Here is a 19168-nt window from a genome sequence, read left to right as displayed (position 1 = left end):
TTTATTACGCGCAGCACTACTAGCAGCCATAGCCCTCAGGAAGGCAGCTCTTGCCTTTGATCTTGCCGATGCTCCGGGCTGTTGACGCAACACTCATCGCGGAAAAAGGCGATGATCTCCTCCAGCACCGCGTATTGAGAGACGCACAGCAGGGTGCGACTCTCCCGGTTTTGCTTCACCAGCCCCACCGAGACCAGCGCCGCGATATGGTGGCTGAGGGTGGAAGCGGGGATCACCAGCTGCTTTTGCAGCTCCCCCACCGGCAACCCCTGCTCTCCCGCCTTGACCAGATGCTTGAAGATAAACAGCCGGGTCGGATGACCCAGCTCTTTCAATGCCTTGGCGACCTCTTCCAGTTGCATCTCTGCGCCCTCCACGAATTTGATATTTCGATAATACCAGAAATATCTTGACCGACCATCAATTTCGATTATTTTGGAAATATAGAAACCAAGTGAGGATACGACAATGAATGAGTGGTTAACCATGCTGACCGATGCAGCCCAGATGTTCCTGTTTCTGGCTGTCGAGCTGTCGGTGCTGTTTCTGGTCATTAGCGCCGGGGTCAGCCTGATCCGTCAGAAGATCCCCGACGAGAAGATCCAGCGGATGCTGGGGGCGCGCCATGGCAAGGGCTATCTGCTCTCGGCCCTGCTCGGTGCCGTCACCCCCTTTTGCAGCTGCTCCACCATCCCCATGCTGAGAGGGCTGCTCTCGGCCAAAGCTGGCTTTGGCCCCACCCTCACCTTCCTGTTTATTTCGCCACTGCTGAACCCCATCATCGTCGGCTTGATGTGGGCCACCTTCGGCTGGAAAGTGACCCTGCTCTACGCCGTGATCGCCGCCAGCGTCTCCGTCATGGCGAGCATGCTGCTCGACAGGCTCGGGTTCGAGCGCCACGTCATCGACCCCAAAGAGGCCACCCCCTCTTGCGGTAGCGACTGTGGCCCGGCGACCCGCGCCACAACTCAAACAAATTGCAGTGACAACCAACGCGGTACCATTCGCGCAATCAAACAACTCAAGGGGACGGCGTGCTGCCCGGCTCCGCAACCAGAGATGGCAGAACAGGCTACCCTCCCCTGCTGCGGCGATGGCACGGCTGCCCTGACCAGAGCGCCACAGCTCCCCACCGCCTGGGTCAAAGCTCGCATCGATGCCTGGCAGCAGTTCAAAACGGTATTGCCCTTCCTGCTGCTGGGGGTGCTCATCGGCTCGTTTATTTACGGTTTTATTCCGGCCGAGTGGATCGCCGCCCATGCTGGCGCCGACAACCCGCTGGCCATTCCATTCAGCGCCATCGTCGGGATCCCGCTCTACATCCGCGCCGAGGCCGTGATCCCGCTGGCGTCGGTACTGCTGAGCAAAGGGATGGGAATGGGCGCCGTCATGGCGCTGATCATCGGCAGTGCCGGTGCCAGTCTGACCGAGGTGATCCTGCTCAAATCCATGTTCAGAACCCCGATGATTGCGGCCTTCCTTACCGTGATACTCGGTATGGCGATCCTGATGGGCTACCTGACGCAACTGTTGTTTTAAGTCGCCCATCATTAAACAGACAGGGTGTTAAGCCAGCAGAGTGTGAAACCATCAGGCATCCCATAGACAAAACGCCGATCAACTGATCGGCGTTTTGCATGTTCCGTACGACAATCTGCAACCGGCGTTACAGATATTGCCCGATAATGGGGAGCAGATCCTCGACGTCACGGGCGATATGGTCGGGTTGGTGTTCCCAGCGCTCCGGGGTCGCGCAGCTATAGGTGACAGCCACCGAGATCACACGGCTCTGCTCGCCAAGCGCCCTTTGCAAATGACGGGCAAACTGCACATCCGCTTCATGGTCACCGATATAGATCAGCGACTGGCACCTGGCTGGGCCGAAGATAGACTCCAGACATTTGAGGCCACCGAAAGGATGAGGTTTTTGCTGCTGTCCGGGCACGTCATCATAGCCGACCACAGCCTTGAACAGGCTGTTCACGCCATGCAGCTCCAGTACCCGGCGAATGTTCTTTTGGGAGTTCTGCGAACAAATTCCGTGGGGAATGGCAGAGAAATGGTCAATCACCGCCTCCAGCCCCGCAAAAAAACGCACCTCGGTCCGGTTCATCTCCTGATGCTTGGCCCACAGACTGCCAGCCAGCACCATCTCGTCCCGCGACAAACCGTAGTAATCCATATAGAGCGCCTGCCAGTTCTTGGCGGAGTGATTGGCATGGTGATACTCCGCTTCGCTGCGCAGATAGCGCGGCAGATGTTCTCCGGTCAGATGGGGGGCGACCTCAGCCAGGATCTGCTTGGTGATATCGATATTCTTCGGCACCGAATTGACCAGAGTACCGTCATAATCCCATAAAATCGCATCCAACTTCATTGCGTTACCTGTCTCGCTGCACAGCCATAAGTCACGCCATGTTACTTGGCTTGCCTTTCCTCGCCAAACCGCGCTGTAAAAATGTGAGACCCGTCCCGTCCCCACGCAGTAGCACAAGAGTTAATGTGTAACAACACAATAAATGAACATCCTCTGCCATACTCAGGCGAAGCATTCCGTTATGGCAAAACCGGAGCCTGAACATGGTAACCAGTACACTTCACACCACAGATACCGAGGTTGAATTTACCGATAATGTGCAGTTGGTATCGACGACCGATCTCAAAGGGGACATCACCTATGCCAATCCGGCATTCTGTCAGGTGGCAGGCTATCGTCTGGAAGAGATGCTGGGGCAGCATCACAACCTGGTGCGCCACCCCGACATGCCCAAAGCAGCATTTGCCGATCTCTGGGCCCACCTGAAGGCGGGCAAGCCATGGCGAGGCATGGTAAAGAACCGCTGCAAAGATGGTCGCTATTACTGGGTAGATGCCTACGTCACCCCGATTTATGAAGATGGCAAGATGGTGGGTTATCAATCCGTCCGTTGTCGCCCCACTGCGGAGCACAAAGAGCGGGCCAGCAAGATGTACAAGGCTCTTAAAGCCCGCGAAACCGGCTCTGCCATTCACATGGGACAGCGCCTGATCACGCCAACCATGATGACCATCCCCCTGCTGTTAGTTTGTGTTATCAGCGCAGGCTGGCTACTCCCACCACTGCAAGCGCTCTGGATCATCATTCCCCTGTTGACCGCCATCTGGTTCAACCGTAATTCTCTCTTCCGCACGCCGCGATACTTGCAGCAGCTCGAGCAAGACTACGACAGCATTAGCCGCCTCATCTTCTCGGGGGATGCACCCCATAGCATTGCCGATTTCCATATCAAGCTGTGGCAAGCCAGAATCCGTACCGTGCTGGGAAGGGTCGATGACACGACTGTCTCGCTCAACGCCATGGCCAACAACTTGAGCGGTTCGGCAGCATTGGCCAGCCAGGATATCTCCGCACAGGATATGCAAATTCAGCAAGTCGCCACCGCAGTTACCCAGATGGCATCGGCTGCCGAAGAGATTAGCCGCAACATTCAGGACAGCAGCAACCAGATCGAAGAGGCCCGCAGCCACTGCATCACCACCAGCGAGCAGCTTTCGGAAGCGGGAGAAGAAATGTCGGCGCTGGCAACCCAGGCGGAGCAAGCCTTTCAGTCAGCCGTCGAACTGGCAAGTGAATCCGAGCGTATCGGCAGCATAATGAGCGAAATTCGCGGTATTGCGGATCAAACCAACCTGCTGGCGCTCAATGCCTCCATCGAAGCTGCGCGGGCTGGCGATCAGGGGCGCGGCTTTGCGGTGGTGGCAGACGAGGTACGCAGCCTTTCGACCAGAACCCATAAGGCGACAGAGCAAATCCAGAACAGCATTGGCCATATCCAGCAAACCCTGGGGGAATGGAAAGAGATGATGCATCTCAATGTGACCAGAACCAACGCCTGCCTCGCCACCACCCAGGCAAGTACCGGCAACCTCAATCAGGTTGTGGTCGAGATAGACAAGGTCTCTGATTTTTCCAACCAGATAACCGCCGCAGCTACCGAGCAACAAGCGGTCATCGAGGAGATCAGCCGCAATATCAACCAGATATCCTCGCTCTCTCACGATAATAGCCTCAAAATCGATCAGGTCAGTGAAACCAGCGCCAACTTGCAGACCAAAGCGAGCCAGCTCAAGGACTTAAGCCGGACCTTTGGATAGCCGTAGCAATCAGATGACATATAAAAAGGGCCACCCGTTTGGGTGGCCCTGTTGTTTATACGGCTTAACTGTTGCTCCTGGACGCTACTTACTTGGCGTAATCCTCGGTCGGAATGCAGGAGCAGAACAGGTTGCGATCGCCGTAGACGTCGTCGATGCGGTTCACAGAGGGCCACAGTTTGGCGGCGCGCACAGCGTCGGACGGGAAGACCGCCTCGGCGCGGCTGTAGCCACGGGACCACTCTGCATCCATCACGTCATCCTGAGTGTGCGGCGCATGAACCAACGGGTTGTCGGCGAGGCTCCACTGCCCCTCCTGCACCTTGGCAATCTCGGCGCGGATGGACGTCATCGCCTCGACGAAGCGATCCAGTTCGCGCTTGGATTCCGACTCGGTCGGCTCGACCATCAGGGTGCCCGCCACCGGGAAGCTCATGGTCGGTGCGTGGAAGCCGTAGTCCATCAGCCGCTTGGCTACGTCCATCTCGCTGATGCCAGAAGCCTCCTTGAGCGGACGGATATCCAGAATGCACTCGTGCGCCACCCGACCGTTGCGGCCAGAGTAGAGCACCGGGAAGGATTCACCCAGCTTCTTGGCCAGATAGTTGGCGTTGAGGATCGCTACCTGAGTGGATCTCTTCAGCCCCTCGTCACCCAGCATGGCGATATACATCCAGCTGATGGGCAGGATGCTGGCCGAGCCGAACGGTGCCGCCGACACGGCGCCGTTGTCACGGCTCTCCTTGTCGGTCTTGACCACGGCGTGACCAGCCACGAACGGTGCCAGATGCTTCTTCACGCCGATGGGGCCCATGCCCGGGCCGCCACCGCCGTGAGGAATGGCGAAGGTCTTGTGCAGGTTGAGGTGAGAGACGTCTGCCCCGATAAAGCCCGGCGCAGTCAACCCGACTTGCGCGTTCATATTGGCGCCGTCCAGATAGACCTGACCACCGTGCTGGTGAACGATGTCGCACACCTCCTTGATGGTCTCCTCGTACACCCCGTGGGTGGAGGGGTAGGTCACCATCAGACAGGAGAGTTGATCCCCCGCCTCGGCCGCTTTGGCGCGCAGATCGTCCAGATCCACGTTGCCCGACTTGTCACAGGCGGTGACGATCACCTTGAGCCCCGCCATCTGGGCAGAGGCCGGGTTGGTGCCGTGGGCAGAAGCTGGGATCAGGCAGATGTCGCGATGCCCTTCACCACGGGACTCGTGGTACTTCTTGATGGCGAGCAGACCTGCGTATTCGCCCTGGGCACCGGAGTTGGGCTGCATGCAGACCGCATCGTAACCGGTCACCTTCACCAGCCAGTTTTCGAGGTCGGCCAGCAGCAACTGGTAGCCCTTGGCCTGCGCCAGCGGGGCGAACGGGTGCAACTTGCCAAACTCGGGCCAGGTCACCGGGATCATCTCGGCGGTGGCGTTGAGCTTCATGGTGCAGGAGCCGAGCGAAATCATGGCGTAGTTGAGCGCCAGATCTTTCGCTTCGAGACGGTGGATGTAGCGCAGCATCTCGGTTTCGGAGTGGTACTTGTTGAACACCTCGTGGGTCAGCACGGCGTCGGTGCGCAGCAGATCCTGCGGGATGGCGTGATGGGCCTGCGCCGCCTTGTCGAGGGCCTCGATATCGAGGCCATGGCCTTGACCGAGGAAGAGATCGAACAGCTCGGCCACATCGCCGCGGGTGGTGGTTTCAGAGAGGGAGACCCCTACCGCACCGTCGAGATCGGCACGCAGGTTGATGCCGAGCCCCTCGGCCTTGGCAATGAGTGCTACTTTATCTGCCGTCAGCACGGTCAGGGTATCGAACCAGCTGGCATGCTTGAGGGGCATGCCCTTGGCCTTGAGGCCAAGGGCCAGAATGGTGGTGAGACGGTGCACGCGGGAGGCGATGGTTTTCAGCCCTACCGGGCCGTGGTAGACGGCGTAGAAGCTCGCCATGTTGGCCAGCAGCACCTGAGCGGTACAGATGTTGGAGTTGGCCTTCTCGCGGCGGATATGCTGCTCGCGGGTCTGCATCGCCATACGCAGGGCACTCTTGCCACGGGCATCCTTGGAGACACCAATGATACGGCCCGGCATGGAGCGCTTGTAGGCATCACGGGTGGCGAAGAAGGCGGCGTGGGGGCCACCGTAACCCATGGGCACACCAAAGCGCTGGGCGGAGCCCAACACAACATCGGCGCCCAGCTCGCCCGGGGACTTGAGCAGCAGCAGGGAGAGCAGGTCGGCGCTGACGCAGGCCAGCCCTTTCTGGGCCTGTACCGCGGCAATCAGGGCACGCAGATCTTTCACCTCACCTGTGGTGGTGGGGTACTGGAACAGGGCCCCGAACACCTCTTCGCTCACTGCATCGCTCGCAGCGCCAACCGCCACGTCGAAACCGAAGTGAACCGCGCGCTCCTTGACCACGTCGATCACCTGCGGGTGCACGTCATCGGCAACAAAGAAGAGGTTGGATTTGGACTTGGCCATCCGTTTGGCCAGCGCCATCGCCTCGGCGGCGGCGGTCGCTTCATCCAGCAGGGAGGCGCTTGCCAGATCCATGCCTGTGAGATCCAGCGTCAGCTGCTGGAAGTTGAGCAGGGCTTCGAGACGGCCCTGCGCCAGCTCGGGCTGGTAGGGGGTGTAGGCGGTATACCAGCCCGGGTTTTCCAGCACGTTGCGCAAAATGACGTGGGGCACATGGGTATCGTGATAACCCATGCCGATGTAGCTCTTGGCAATCTTGTTCTGAGCGGCATAGCCCTTGAGCTTGGCCAGCGCCTCCACTTCGGTCATGCCGGCACCGATCCCCAGCGGGCCCGGCAGGCGAATGGCGGCGGGCACGGTCTGTTCAATCAAATCGTCCAGGCTTTCGGCCCCGACGGTCGCCAGCAGCTGGCGCAGCTCTTCCTCGCCCGGGCCGATATGGCGGCGGACAAAATCGGTTTTTTGCTCGAGTTCAAACAGTGACTGGGTCATTTCCCTATTTCCTGATAAATAAGTCCTGGCATGACATCCTGATAACCAAGACCTGATGTTCCTGATCGTCGGCTGATACCGACTCCACTCATGTTCTGGGTCCCGCAGACAGGATGCGGCACCGGATGCTGCGGCAGCATCGAGAGGGGATCGCCTTGTTGCGAACCGGCCTGTTTGCCCCCTAGGCACCTAGACTGGCAAACGGCAAGCGCGGGCGACTTCACCCTTCCACCGGCCGATGCTTGCCCGGCTGGCGGTCATACAAAGGGGCCCTGCTGTGTTGGCAGGGCCCGGGGGCATTACTCTTCGTCCACCACGTTCTGGTAGCCTTCGGCATCCAGCAGGTTGGCCAGCTCGCTCTCGTCATCGAGCTTGATGCGGAACAGCCAGCCAGCGCTGTAGGGGTCGGAGTTGACCAGCTCGGGGCTCCCTTCCAGCTCTTCGTTGACGGCAATGATCTCGCCGCTCACCGGGCTGTAGATGTCGGAGGCCGCCTTGACCGACTCGGCCACGGCGCAGTCGTCACCGGCACTGACCTGCTTGCCCACTTCCGGCAGCTCGACAAACACCATGTCACCCAGCAGCTCCTGGGCGTGCTCGGTGATACCGACCACGGCCTCGCCGTTGGCTTCAACACGGATCCACTCGTGGGAAGTGGCATATTTCAGTTCGCTCGGGATATGGCTCATTTGTGCTTCCTTTGATCTTTGAGTCGCGTTTAAAAACGAATATGAAAAGGGATGGGGGGGAGGCACAGCCCTCCCCCAAGACGATGTTAAACCAGCTTCTGGCCGTTACGGACGAAAGCGGGCTTGGTGACCTTCACGGTGACCAGCTTCTTGCGGATCTCCACCTCGGCCAGCTCACCGATATCGCGGGGCACCCGCGCCAGGGCAATACTGTAGCCCAGGGTGGGGGAGAAAGAGCCGGAGGTGATCACACCTTCCCGCTTCTCACCGTTTGCCGCGGTGAAGGTAACGGGCATACCGGCACGCAGCACCCCTTTCTCTTCCATCACCAGCCCCACCAGCTTGGGCTGGTTGCCCGCCGCTTTCTGCGCTTCCAGCACGTCACGGCCGATGAAATTGCGATCGCTCGGCTCCCAGGCGATGGTCCAGGCCATGTTGGCGGCGAGTGGAGAGATTGACTCGTCCATATCCTGACCGTAGAGGTTCATCCCCGCTTCGAGGCGCAGGGTATCGCGGGCACCGAGGCCGCACGGGGCCACACCGTTATCCAGCAGCGCTTGCCACAGCTCGCAGGCTTTCTCTTGCGGCACCACGATTTCATAACCATCCTCGCCGGTGTAGCCGGTGGTGGCGATAAAGAGATCGCCAGCCTGCACGCCGAAGAAGGGTTTCATCCCCACTACGGCGGTACGCTGGGCGGCACTCAGCACAGCAGCAGCCTTGACCTTGGCGTTGGGGCCCTGCACCGCAATCATCGCAAGCTCGGGACGCTCGGTCACTGTGATATCGAAATCGATGGCGTGATGGCGGATCCAGGCCAGATCCTTATCGCGGGTAGCGGAGTTGACCACCAGTCGGTAAAACGTATCGCCAAGATAATAGGTGATGAGGTCATCGATCACGCCACCTTCCGGATTGAGCATGCCGCTGTAGAGGGCCTTGCCGGGGGCAGTGAGTTTGGCCACGTCGTTGGCCAGCAGGTGTTGCAGAAAGGCTTTGACCCGTTCGCCGGTCAAATCGACGATGGTCATGTGGGAAACATCGAACATACCGGCATCGCTGCGCACCGCGTGGTGCTCTTCCAGCTGGGAGCCGTAGTTGATGGGCATTTCCCAACCGTGGAAGTCCACCATCTTGGCGCCGGCTTCCAGGTGTTTGGGATGCAGTACAGTAGTCTGGATCATCGCATTCTTTCCTTAGCAAAAAGCCTTTTCGCTTTGGCGACCACCCTTGCGACCCGCGCCACCGCTCTGACTGCACTGCGTGCAACAAAAAGCGACCGGATCCAAAAGTGTGTGCTCGCTCCTGCCCTTGCCAGGCAAGAGGGATTCCTTGAACGGAGCGGATTATATGACAAGCAGGCGAGCGTGCCGCTCAAAAAAAACTAATCCCCTCCCGTAAAACTGACTCCAGACACTAAGATAAATGCAGTGATAAAAACAGCCATAAGCCGACTCGGGCGAGATTAAATTTTGATTTTTACCGTTTCGTCACAATTTGCAGAAAAACGTTTCGCTCCAGAGCAAAATTAAAGGCTGACACCCAAAACGGGTCATCAGCCTTGTCGGATTACTTTTGTTGTCAAAAACGGTGAGTAATATTAGTTTTTTTCACCCTTGGCCTGCATGGCACTGCCCTTGGTCGCAGCAACAGCCCAGTCAGGACGGGCCAATGCGGGCAACTCTCCCTCCAGCCCCATGGCGGCGCGGATCACCCCCTCCTTGAAGGGCGTCAGCAGATTGGCCGCGCGCAATCCCACGCCCCGCACCAGCTTCTTGAGCGGGTTGGCCCCGCTGAACAACCGCTTGAGCCCTTCCATCGCCGCCAGCATGCGAGCCGCCTCGCTCTTGCGCCAGCGCTCGTAACTGCGCAGGTTGGCGAGCAGGCCGATATCCTCGCCCGCGGCATGATTTTGCAAGATCTGCTCCGCCAGCGCGGCAGCATCCAGCAGGCCAAGGTTGACCCCCTGCCCCGCCAGCGGGTGGATGGTGTGGGCAGCATCTCCCACCAGCACCAACCGCTCGCGAGCAAAATCGCGGGCATAGCGGGCGGTAAGAGGAATCGCGCTGCGCGCCCCCTCCACCTTGCACAGACCGAGCCGAGCGTCGAAGGCGGCAGTGAGCTGGCGGTTGAACTGCTCGTCATCGCAGGCGCAGAGCGCCTCGGCGCGGGCCGCAGGCAGCGACCAGACGATGGAGCAGAGGTTCTCCTGCCACAGCGGCAAAAAGGCGAGCGGGCCATCCGGGGTGAAGATCTGGCGAGCAACAGCTTCATGGGGTTCGGCGCAGCGCACCGTCGCCACCAGCGCGTGGTGGCCATAATCCCAGCTGGTGAGCGGGATATCAGCCTGACGGCGTACCCAGGAGTGAGCGCCATCGGCAGCCACCACCAGTTTGGCCGAGATGGCCTGACCATCTTCAAGGAGCAGCAGGGCGCCCGCCGGGCCGCTCTGCAGGCTCTTGGCTCTGGCGGGGGTCAGCAACTGGATATTACTGACGCCTTCAATCGCCTCAAGCAGCGCCAGCTGGATCACCCGATTCTCGACGATGTGGCCGAGGTTGGCCTGACGCAGGCTGGCGGCATCGAAGTCGATATGGCCGAAACTGTCCTGCTCCCACACCGCCATCTTGTCATAGGCCTGCAGGCGGCGCGCTTCAATGCCGTCCCAGGCGCCGACATGGCGCAGGATCTGCTGGCTGGCCAGACTCAGGGCGCTGACCCGATTATCGGCCACCTCCCCCAGCTGCGGGTCGGGCAGTTGCCCCTCCACCACCAGTACCTTGAGGGCGCTATGTTTCAAGGCCGCAGCGAGCCCCAGCCCCACCATGCCGCCACCGACAATCACCACATCCACATTTTGCATCTGCATCATCTCATCCTTTCAGGGCTGACCGGCTGGCCAGCGAGGGGACGCCCGCAAGCATCACCTCTTTATTCAATAGGTTTTGATCAACGAATGGTGGTCAACAGGTTCCACTCAACAAGTGCAGGCTAGTTGCCGCACACATCAGCGACAAAGCCCAAGGTGCGCGAGGCAAGCGGCGCCTTGAGGCACGGGAATCGCCCCATCAGGGTGAGCGCCAGATTGCGCCCCGCCACCAGCGGATCGTGACCATTGGAGAAGAGCTGGGCCAGCGAAGAGGTGAGCCAGACGGTCTGCTCCTGATCGCGCTGACGCTGCTGCCAGTAGCCACTCAGTACCTTGCAGCTGCCGATATCCTCCCCCTCTGCCAACGCCTTGGCTACGGCGCCGGTAAGCAGGTCGAGATCCCGCATCCCGAGGTTGAAGCCCTGTCCGGCAATCGGGTGCAGGGCGTGGGCGGCATTACCGACCAGCACGGTACGCTGGGCCAGCGGATAGTCGCAGGCGGTCAGAATGAGCGGATAGACATTACGCACGCCACATCGCTCGAAGCGGCCGAGCCGCCAGCCAAAGGCCTGCTGCAGACGGGTAAGAAACGCCGCCTCATCGAGGGCCATCAGCTCATCCACCTCATGCTGCCCGACGCTCCATACCAGTGAGGAGAGCCCCTCCTGCATCGGCAACAGGGCCAGCGGCCCCCCTTCGGTAAAACGCTCGAAGGCGCGTCCCTCTGGGTCTTGCGCCGTTTTGACCGTGGCGATGATGGCGTGCTGCTCAAAGTCGTGGCGGGTCACCGGCAACTTGAAGTGCTGACGCACAAAGGAGTTGCCGCCGTCTGCCGCCACCAGCAGGCGGGTCTCAATCTGTTCACCGCTCTCGAGGGTGAGGGTCACCTTCTCCTCATCGGGCGCAATCTCGCTCACCCGGGCCGGACAACAGACCCGGATATTGGGAGAGGCCGCCATCGCCCGTTGCAGCTCCTTGCCAGCGGATGCAAGCTCGATCACCTGGCCCAGCGCGGGCAGACCGTATTCGGCAGCCGACAGGCGAGCCTGACCGAAGTGGCCCCGATCCGAGACATGGATCTGGGTAATGGGGGCGCAATGGGGGGCAAACAGCGGCCAGAGTCCGCGTCGCAACAGCGCATCACAGGTACCGGCCGAGAGCGCAATGGCGCGGGCGTCGAACCCTGAATGGGTGTGCTGTTCGGGGACGCTTGCCTCCAGCAGCAGGATCTCAAGGGGGGAGCCATCGGATCGAAGCTGGGCTGCCAGCGAGAGGGCCAGCACGGCGCCGCTCATTCCACCGCCGACCAGGGTGACATCGACCTGTCGCACATCAGATTGAGACATAAGCAGAGAGGAAGAAGTGAAAAAGGTGGCCTCATGCTATCACAAAGCCGCTGGCCGAATGCGAGGTCACCGGCAAAAAACCGGTTGCACCTCACAGGGTTAGCCACCACAAGGGAATAAAAAAGAGCGCCATCAGGCGCTCTTGCAGATTCAGTAAGGGTCTCGTTGACCCGCACCTCAATGAAGGGTCGGCGGCGCGCTCGGGGTATCGGGGCGCTTGCCAAACTCTTCAAAGGCCATCATGACCCCCAGCTTGACGTGTTCGTAGAGCACCAGGAAGGAGGCTTCGTTCTCGTCATCTTCCTGATCGAACTCGGCAGAGACCTGAGTGATGCTGGCGATATCCTGGATCATCTCCTGCAGCTCTTCCGACGCACGCGACAGCTCCTGCTGCACCACGCCGAAACCGGCCAGAAACGCCTGGGACCAGTCAACCAGCGCATCGATCCGCTCATCAAGGGGGGCATCATCGCTTGGCAACAGCAGTTCAACCCCTTTTTGAGCCATCAGGCTCTCGACCACATTGTGATAAAGATCGGTCATCACCTGGCGCACCGGGGCCGGCAGCCCGAAACCGTCGTTCACCAAATCGTTGAAATGGGGGACCCAGCTCTTCTCATCCAGTGCCACACCACCACACACCAGACCGCAGATCACACCATGGGCCTCGACTGCACTGGCCATCAGCTCATGCTGCTCCATGATGTCGGCCACAGCCGCATATTTAAGGGGGTTTGTTTTGCTCATAGAGGATCCGCTCAAAGTTCAGGCAAATTTGCAGAATTAATGGTCAGGATCCTAGCATTCTCCCTCTTCCAGAGCCAGCAAGGCCTTGAAACTTATGTATCTGCGCTATATAGTCCCGCCCAGTTGTCCACGTGGATAAAGGCGGAAATCAGCTCCGCCGTATTGAGGAAGGCATGAGCACAGAGGCCGTAGAAATCGTCATTTTGGGACGTCCCTACAAGGTATCCTGTCCCTTGGGACAGCAGGATGCCCTGCGCCAGGCCGCCGACCAGCTGACCGATAAACTGATCGACCTGCGTCAACGCTCCAAAGTCTCCAGCAACGAGCAATTGGCGGTCATGGCGGCGCTTAATTTCTGCCATGAGCTCTGTCTTGAAAAAGAGAAGAACCACCAATACTCTGAGACCATGGACAAGCGGATCAAGATGCTGCAGCGCACCATCGAAGCGGCCTTGATCGAACACGGTCAATATGGCGATTCCAGCGAAGAGGGGCAGCAGCCCTAATCGCAAACTGTTTTGAAATACCCTGGGGTGTTTGTCAGCCGGTTCAAGTCCCCGAGCCGATATTCATACCAAACAGGGGTTCTGCCTTCTGGCTATTGCGCATGCTCGGCACGACCGAGAAGCCTGCGGTCAGATCCGAACCCCGCCTTGAACCGACGGTTCAAGGGCCCAAACCGGCAACGGCATCTCCGGGGTTCCAACTGCAAAAAGCCCGTCACTCATGTGACGGGCTTTTTCTTTTCCTGTCTGTCCACGCAACCAGCCCCCTGCCTCGCACACCAGAAAAATGCCCCGGATGAACTGTTCATCCGGGGCATCACGGCATTCAAAGTACAGACTGTGAGCGCAGCCAGCCGCGTTAGTCCGTTTATTTGACCAGCAACAGGTTCTCCGGCTGGCGGGAGGCTGTCACCAGTACCGGAATGGACTTGGAGGTGGGGGTAAACGAGCCGGCACCGATACTGTCGATAGGCACCAGCGGGTTGGTTTCCGGATAGTAGGCCGCGATGTTGCCACGCGGGATCTCGTAGATCACCACGTTGAATCCGGCAACAATGCGCTCGCGCCCATCATTGCAGATGGCCGCCATATCGACCCGATCCCCTTCGGCAAAGCCAAGCTGGCGAGCATCCGCCTCGTTCATGAACACCACGTTGCGCTGTCCCTTGATGCCGCGATAGCGGTCATCCATACCGTAGATAGTAGTGTTGTACTGATCGTGAGAGCGCAGGCTCTGCAGCAGCAGTACCGGCTGATCAACCATCTGCTCGGCATGGCGGGTACACTCCGGCAGCACTGATTGCGGTAGGGTGCTGGCACGAAACTCAGCGCTGCCGCTGGCAGTATTCCAGGTCAGCAGCGCCGCAGAGTTATCGAGATGAAAACCGCACGGCTGCTGGATGCGGGCATTGAAATCGGCAAAGCCGGCGATGGTCTGCTCGATAAGATCGCGAATTCGAGCATAGTCATCGCGCAGAGCCAGCCAGTCGACCCGCTCGCTGCCCACGGTAGCGTGAGCCATCCGCGCCACGATATCAGTCTCGGAGAGGCAGAGGGGCGACACCGGCTCTGCCGCGCCGGTCGAGGCGTGCACCATGCTGAAGGTGTCCTCCACCGTGATCTTCTGGTTGCCGCTGCGCTGGATATCGAGCTCGGTACGGCCAAGGCAGGGCAGGATCAGCGCAGCCTTGTCCACCTGCAGATGGCTGCGGTTGAGCTTGGTGCTGATCTGCACGTTGAGCTCGGCCTTTTTCATCGCCCCGTAGGTGAAGTCGGTATCGGGCGCCGCTGCCGCCAGGTTGCCACCCAAACAGATGAGCACCTTGCTCTTGCCCTCGTCCAATGCCTTGAGTGCCTCGTAAACATTGTGACCGCGGGCCCTCGGCAGGCTTACCTGCAGGTGATGCTCGAGCCGGTCGATAAAGGCAGCGGTCGGCTTTTCGTTAATCCCCATGGTGCGGTTGCCCTGCACGTTGCTGTGACCCCGTACCGGGCAGAGCCCCGCCCCCGGCTTGCCAATCTGGCCGCGTATCAGGTGCAGGTTGACGATTTCGCGAATGGTATCGACCGAGTGCAGATGCTGGGTCACCCCCATTGCCCAGCAGCTGATGATGCGCTGGCTGGCGGCAAAGACCCGGGCAGCCTGCACGATGTCGGCACGAGTCAGGCCGGATTGCTGCTCGATTGCCGCCCAGTCGGTGGCCCGTACCTGCGCCTCGTACTCGGCAAAGTGGCGGGTGTGGCGGGCGATAAAGTCGCGCTCCACCGCCTCTGGCACCTCTTCCAGGATGTACTTGGCCATGCCACGGATGGCGGCCATGTCGCCACCCAGTTTCGGCGTCAGGTATTGGTGGCTGATGGTGGTGGCAGCCGGGGTCAGCAGCTCGAGCGGGCTCTGCGGGCTGGCGAAGCGCTCCAGCGCCACCTCTTTCAAGTTGTTGAAGCTGACGATCTTGCAGCCGCCACGCGCCGCCTGGCGCAGGGCATTCATCATGCGTGGGTGGTTGGTACCCGGATTCTGGCCATAGACAAACACCGCATCGGCCTGGTCGAAGTCATCCAGCACCACAGTCCCCTTGCCGATACCGACCGACTGGATCAGCGCTACCCCGCTCGCCTCGTGGCACATGTTGGAGCAGTCGGGGAAGTTGTTGGTACCAAACAGGCGGCCAAACAGCTGATAGAGGTAGGAAGCTTCGTTGCTGGCACGTCCCGAGGTGTAGAACTCCACCTCATCCGGGCTATTCAGCCCCTTGAGAGTGCCGGCAATCAGGGTGAAGGCATCGTCCCAGCTTACCGGCTCATAGTGATCGGTCGCCGGGTTGTAGCGCATCGGCTCGGTCAGCCGCCCCTGATACTCGAGCCAGTAGTCGCTCTGGCTGGCCAGCTGGCGCACCGAGTGGGCGGCGAAAAACTCGGCCCCTACCGTCTTGCCGGTAGACTCCCATGCCACCGCCTTGGCGCCGTTCTCACAGAACTGGAAGGTGCCGTGGTCGTTGTCACCCCAGGCACAACCCGGGCAGTCGAAGCCGTCGGTCTGGTTGACCCGCAGCAGGTTCTTGATGTTCTGACGGGTCTTCTGGCTGCGCAGCACCTGTTTCATGGTGGATTGCAGGGACGAAAAACCGCCGGCTTTGGCGGGCTTTTCAATATGACTCATGGCACTCTCCGATGGGATCCGCCGGGCGATAGCTCGAATAGCTGACCGGGGCATCAAACTTGGGAATATGAACGACGTTGAGGTTGTATTTGAGGGCCAGCCTGATCGCCAACTGGCTGGGCGATGCCAGGCAGATAAGATGACGGGCACCGAAACGGGCGGCTTTTTGCACCAGCTCGCTGCCGCAGCGGCTGGTCACCACCAGGGTGTCGCACACACTTTGCTGACGCAGCAGCAGGCCGATCAGCTTGTCGAGGGCATTGTGGCGCCCGATATCTTCCCGGCAGTGCAGGATCCGCCCCTCGGCATCCAGCGCCAGCGCCGCATGCAGGGCGCCGTGTTGCTGCCCCTTGAGCTGCCACTGGGCGATATGCGGACGCAGCCCCGCCAGCAAGGCCCCATCCAGCGGTGGCGTCAGAGGTAACACCGACAGTGCGGGCAACGCCTGTTCCACCGCCGCTACGCCGCAGATGCCGCAACCGGTCACCCCGGTCAGCCGGCGCTTGTGCTCGGTCAGGGCGGCCAGAGAGCGGTTGGCGATGGTCACATCCAGCACAATACCCTGTTCGGCTGGCGCGATCTCAATGTCGTGGACTTCGTGGTTATGCCGGATGATCCCCTCACCAAACAGAAAGCCGACGGCAAAGTCGTCGAGATCGTCCGGGGTCGCCATCATCACCGCATGGTTGATGCCATTGATGTTGATGGCGACGGCTACCTCTTCCACCAGATGATCCAGTGACGGCAAGTTGGCGGGGGTTGCGACGGGAGAATGGGCAGGCATGCAGGTTGGCCTAAAAATGCAAACTGCATTCAAGTTTAGAGATGCGGCTGACGCAAAACCAATGAAATAAATCTATATCCTGATAGAGTTGTTCTATTGAAGATGTTTTTTCAATTGATTAATTCTTCAATAGCCGGTTCCACTGCCTCCACTACAACCAGATGAACATCAAGCAACTTCACTACTTTCACGAGCTGGCCAAACATCGGCATTTTGCCAAAGCGGCCAAAGCCTGCCACATCACCCAACCCACCCTCTCGGCCAGCATTACCGCGCTGGAAAAGAGTGTCGGCACCGATCTGGTGGTACGCACCAGCCAGTTTGTCGCCCTGACCGAGGCGGGCGAGCTGGTGCGCCAATATGCCGAACGGATGTTGCTGGAACAGGAGGCTCTCAAGCAGGAGCTGGCGCTGTTCCAGGGCGAACTCTCCGGCACCCTGCGCATCGGCATCGTGCCCCAGTCCAATCTCGACATCATGCCGTTTATCGCCCGCTGCAAGCAGCGCTATCCCGATATCGTCATTCGCCTGTCGGTGCTCAGCAACGAAGCCCTGCTATCACAGCTGGAGCTGCATCAGTGCGATATCGGACTGGGATTTGATGAGCCCGCCGGCGGAGCTGGCCGGCGCGCCTTTCATGTCTACCCGCAAGGCGCCAACCAGATGGCGGTGCTGATGAACCGTGACGAAGCGGATCTGTACCTGCACAGCGGCGACATTGCGCTTGCTGAACTGCAGCAACAGCCGTTGGTGCTGCCCAGCCGCACCATGCAATTTCGCCAATATCTGGATCGCGCCGCCGAGCAGGGTGGGCTCTCGCTCAACGTGGTACTGGAGACCGACTCGCTGTTCCATCTGGTCAGCGCCGTACGCCACCGGCTGGGCTGGGCCATCGTCAGCGCAGGCCTTGCCCGCTCTGCCAGCAAGCTCTCGGATCTCGTTTGCCTGCCACTCGCTCCGCTGAAGAATATCGGCCATACCGCCTTTCTGACCCGCCAGCAGAGCATCACTCCCGCCATGCGTGCCTTTCTTGAACTGGTAGCAGAAGGTGAACCGGCAAACGCGCCTTGACGCAGGCCGAGCAGTAGACTGCATCCGGTTCTGGCAAAGAAAAAGCCCGCCAGAAGGCGGGCTTTCAGAGAGCAAGCGCGGGCATCAAATCGCCATCTGCTCGTGCGGCGAGCCGTGGTGGCGCAGCCAGACAAAACTCAGCGCCACGATCAGCACCATCAGGGTCATGATGGCCCCCAGAGTCACCTGACCGGTCATCGGGAAACCGGCCGCCAGCAGGGTCACCACACCGGCTCCCAGATTCTGCATCCCGCCGAGAATGGCACCCGCGGTGCCGGCCTGACCCGGGAAGGGCTCGATGGCACAGGAAGTGGCGGTCGGGTAGAGAATGCCACTACCGATGAAGTAGACGGCCGCACCACCGACCAGCGAGGCGGCACTCACCACCCCGAACAACCCCGGCACCAGAATGATGAGAGAACCGAGCGCCAGAAAGGCGATGCCAAGACGCATCAGTTTGCCCTGAGTCAAACGGAAGCTCAGCTTGGCAGAGAGCCAGGCACCGAACAGATAGCCGGGCAGCGGCAGCACGAACAGCACGCTCACGGTACGGGCGCTCAGTTTCAGCACATCGCCGAGCAGCACACCGGCTGCTGCCTCGAATACCGCCAATCCGGCAAAGGTCGCCATCAGGCAGAGCAGGTTGCCCTGAAACTTGGGGTTGCCCAGCACATGGCGATAGGCAGCACCGACGCGCAGCGGCTGACGGGCAGCAGCAGGCAGCGTCTCACCAAACCAGGCCATGATCGCCAGAGTGGCTACGGCACCAAAACCGAACAAGAACCAGTAACCGGCGCGCCAGTTGAACAGCTCGGTCAGCCAGCCACCCAGCACCGGTGCCAGCAGCGGGGAGAAGATCACCCCCATGCTCACCAGACTGTTGGCGCGGTTGAGTTCGGCGCCGTTGTAGCGATCGCGCATCACGGTACGGCTCATGGCGCCACCGGCCCCGGTACCCAATCCTTGAATAAAGCTGCCCACCAGCAAGGCGGCAAAATGGGGGATGACCTGAATGATCAGGGTGCCCACCAGAAACACCATCATGCCGACGATCAGCACCGGACGACGACCGATGCGATCCGACAGCGGCCCGTAGACAAACTGGGAGAGGCCATAGGGGATCAGGTAACAGGCCATCACCGCCTGCAACTGGCCCGAGGCCACATTGAAGTCCCCCGCCATCATGGGAATGGAGGGGACATAGAGGGTCTGGGTCATCTGGCCCACAGCAACCATCAGAATGGTCAGTAAAAACAACGGATAAAAACTGTGCCGATCCATATCAGTCCCAAAAAATCGAAAAAATGCTGCCGCCCTCTGGCACAAAATGGCCCAGAGGAATCTGATCACAGAGGCTGTGATGCAATCAAAAACAGTGTTGGAAACAGTAGGCGGGGAG

The 19168-nt window shown here is 59.9% G+C and carries 16 protein-coding genes and 1 other RNA gene; 6 read left to right on the top strand and 11 right to left on the bottom strand.

Annotated elements, in window-relative coordinates:
- Nucleotides 1-35: 35 nt before the first annotated feature.
- Nucleotides 36-362 carry a helix-turn-helix transcriptional regulator gene (locus tag I6L35_RS14515; RefSeq protein WP_128815807.1) on the bottom strand — a complete coding sequence of 109 codons (327 nt, stop codon included), beginning with the start codon at nt 360-362 and terminating at the stop codon, nt 36-38.
- 106 nt (nt 363-468) lie between these two features.
- On the opposite strand from I6L35_RS14515, the gene I6L35_RS14510 reads away from it, so the two are divergent.
- Entirely contained in the window at nt 469-1539 is a 1071-nt protein-coding gene (locus tag I6L35_RS14510; protein WP_216978552.1) for a permease, read from the top strand.
- Nucleotides 1540-1666: 127 nt separating this feature from the next.
- Here I6L35_RS14510 and I6L35_RS14505 read toward each other — a convergent pair whose 3' ends face one another.
- Nucleotides 1667-2377, bottom strand: coding sequence for an HAD family hydrolase (locus tag I6L35_RS14505; protein WP_216978551.1), 711 nt, complete (start codon nt 2375-2377; stop codon nt 1667-1669).
- Between the two features lie 203 nt (nt 2378-2580).
- Between I6L35_RS14505 and I6L35_RS14500 the strand changes: the two genes are divergently transcribed.
- Nucleotides 2581-4134: a PAS domain-containing methyl-accepting chemotaxis protein gene (locus tag I6L35_RS14500; RefSeq protein ID WP_216978550.1), complete on the top strand. Its 1554-nt coding sequence runs from the start codon at nt 2581-2583 to the stop codon at nt 4132-4134.
- A gap of 88 nt (nt 4135-4222) precedes the next feature.
- Here the strand turns inward: I6L35_RS14500 and gcvP are convergent, their stop codons facing one another.
- The 3 genes from gcvP to gcvT all read right to left on the bottom strand — a co-directional run bounded on the left by gcvP (nt 4223) and on the right by gcvT (nt 8972).
- A complete protein-coding gene (gene gcvP, locus I6L35_RS14495; protein WP_216978549.1) occupies nt 4223-7099 on the bottom strand; it encodes an aminomethyl-transferring glycine dehydrogenase in 2877 nt (958 codons plus the stop codon).
- Nucleotides 7100-7398: 299 nt separating this feature from the next.
- Complete coding sequence (gene gcvH, locus I6L35_RS14490; RefSeq protein WP_005333898.1) at nt 7399-7788, bottom strand: glycine cleavage system protein GcvH; 390 nt, start codon at nt 7786-7788, stop codon at nt 7399-7401.
- 86 nt (nt 7789-7874) lie between these two features.
- A complete protein-coding gene (gcvT, locus tag I6L35_RS14485) occupies nt 7875-8972 on the bottom strand; it encodes a glycine cleavage system aminomethyltransferase GcvT (RefSeq protein ID WP_100645566.1) in 1098 nt (365 codons plus the stop codon).
- Here gcvT and I6L35_RS14480 point away from each other — a divergent pair.
- On the top strand, nt 8949-9176 hold the full coding sequence (locus I6L35_RS14480; RefSeq protein ID WP_041915404.1) for a hypothetical protein: 228 nt from the start codon (nt 8949-8951) through the stop codon (nt 9174-9176). The genes gcvT and I6L35_RS14480 overlap by 24 nt on opposite strands.
- Before the next feature lie 212 nt (nt 9177-9388).
- On the opposite strand, the gene I6L35_RS14475 is transcribed toward I6L35_RS14480, so the two are convergent.
- The 3 genes from I6L35_RS14475 to I6L35_RS14465 form a co-directional block, all read right to left on the bottom strand.
- Nucleotides 9389-10657 carry an FAD-dependent 2-octaprenylphenol hydroxylase gene (locus I6L35_RS14475; protein WP_216980294.1) on the bottom strand — a complete coding sequence of 423 codons (1269 nt, stop codon included), beginning with the start codon at nt 10655-10657 and terminating at the stop codon, nt 9389-9391.
- Between the two features lie 122 nt (nt 10658-10779).
- Nucleotides 10780-12003, bottom strand: a complete 1224-nt coding sequence (gene ubiH / locus I6L35_RS14470) for a 2-octaprenyl-6-methoxyphenyl hydroxylase (protein WP_216978548.1) — start codon at nt 12001-12003, stop codon at nt 10780-10782.
- Between the two features lie 177 nt (nt 12004-12180).
- Nucleotides 12181-12750 carry a UPF0149 family protein gene (locus I6L35_RS14465; RefSeq protein WP_033116025.1) on the bottom strand — a complete coding sequence of 190 codons (570 nt, stop codon included), beginning with the start codon at nt 12748-12750 and terminating at the stop codon, nt 12181-12183.
- 173 nt (nt 12751-12923) lie between these two features.
- Between I6L35_RS14465 and zapA the strand changes: the two genes are divergently transcribed.
- Entirely contained in the window at nt 12924-13256 is a 333-nt protein-coding gene (gene zapA / locus I6L35_RS14460; protein ID WP_033116026.1) for a cell division protein ZapA, read from the top strand.
- A gap of 16 nt (nt 13257-13272) precedes the next feature.
- Nucleotides 13273-13455: non-coding RNA, 6S RNA (gene ssrS, locus I6L35_RS14455), on the top strand.
- Between the two features lie 168 nt (nt 13456-13623).
- Here ssrS and I6L35_RS14450 read toward each other — a convergent pair.
- Nucleotides 13624-15915: an FdhF/YdeP family oxidoreductase gene (locus I6L35_RS14450; protein ID WP_216978547.1), complete on the bottom strand. Its 2292-nt coding sequence runs from the start codon at nt 15913-15915 to the stop codon at nt 13624-13626.
- A complete protein-coding gene (fdhD, locus tag I6L35_RS14445) occupies nt 15902-16699 on the bottom strand; it encodes a formate dehydrogenase accessory sulfurtransferase FdhD (RefSeq protein WP_216978546.1) in 798 nt (265 codons plus the stop codon). Before fdhD ends, I6L35_RS14450 begins: the two co-directional genes overlap by 14 nt.
- A 161-nt stretch (nt 16700-16860) precedes the next feature.
- Here fdhD and I6L35_RS14440 point away from each other — a divergent pair, with 161 nt between their 5' ends.
- Complete coding sequence (locus I6L35_RS14440; protein WP_216978545.1) at nt 16861-17769, top strand: LysR family transcriptional regulator; 909 nt, start codon at nt 16861-16863, stop codon at nt 17767-17769.
- Nucleotides 17770-17853: 84 nt separating this feature from the next.
- Here the strand turns inward: I6L35_RS14440 and emrD are convergent, their stop codons facing one another.
- Nucleotides 17854-19050 carry a multidrug efflux MFS transporter EmrD gene (emrD, locus tag I6L35_RS14435; protein ID WP_005333920.1) on the bottom strand — a complete coding sequence of 399 codons (1197 nt, stop codon included), beginning with the start codon at nt 19048-19050 and terminating at the stop codon, nt 17854-17856.
- Nucleotides 19051-19168 lie beyond the last annotated feature (118 nt).

This window comes from Aeromonas sp. FDAARGOS 1405, from assembly GCF_019048265.1.
In the GTDB taxonomy this organism is placed as follows: Bacteria; Pseudomonadota; Gammaproteobacteria; order Enterobacterales; family Aeromonadaceae; genus Aeromonas; species Aeromonas veronii_A.
The sequence above is the reverse complement of the archived record's forward strand: the minus strand, read 5'-3'. Positions and strand labels throughout refer to the sequence as shown.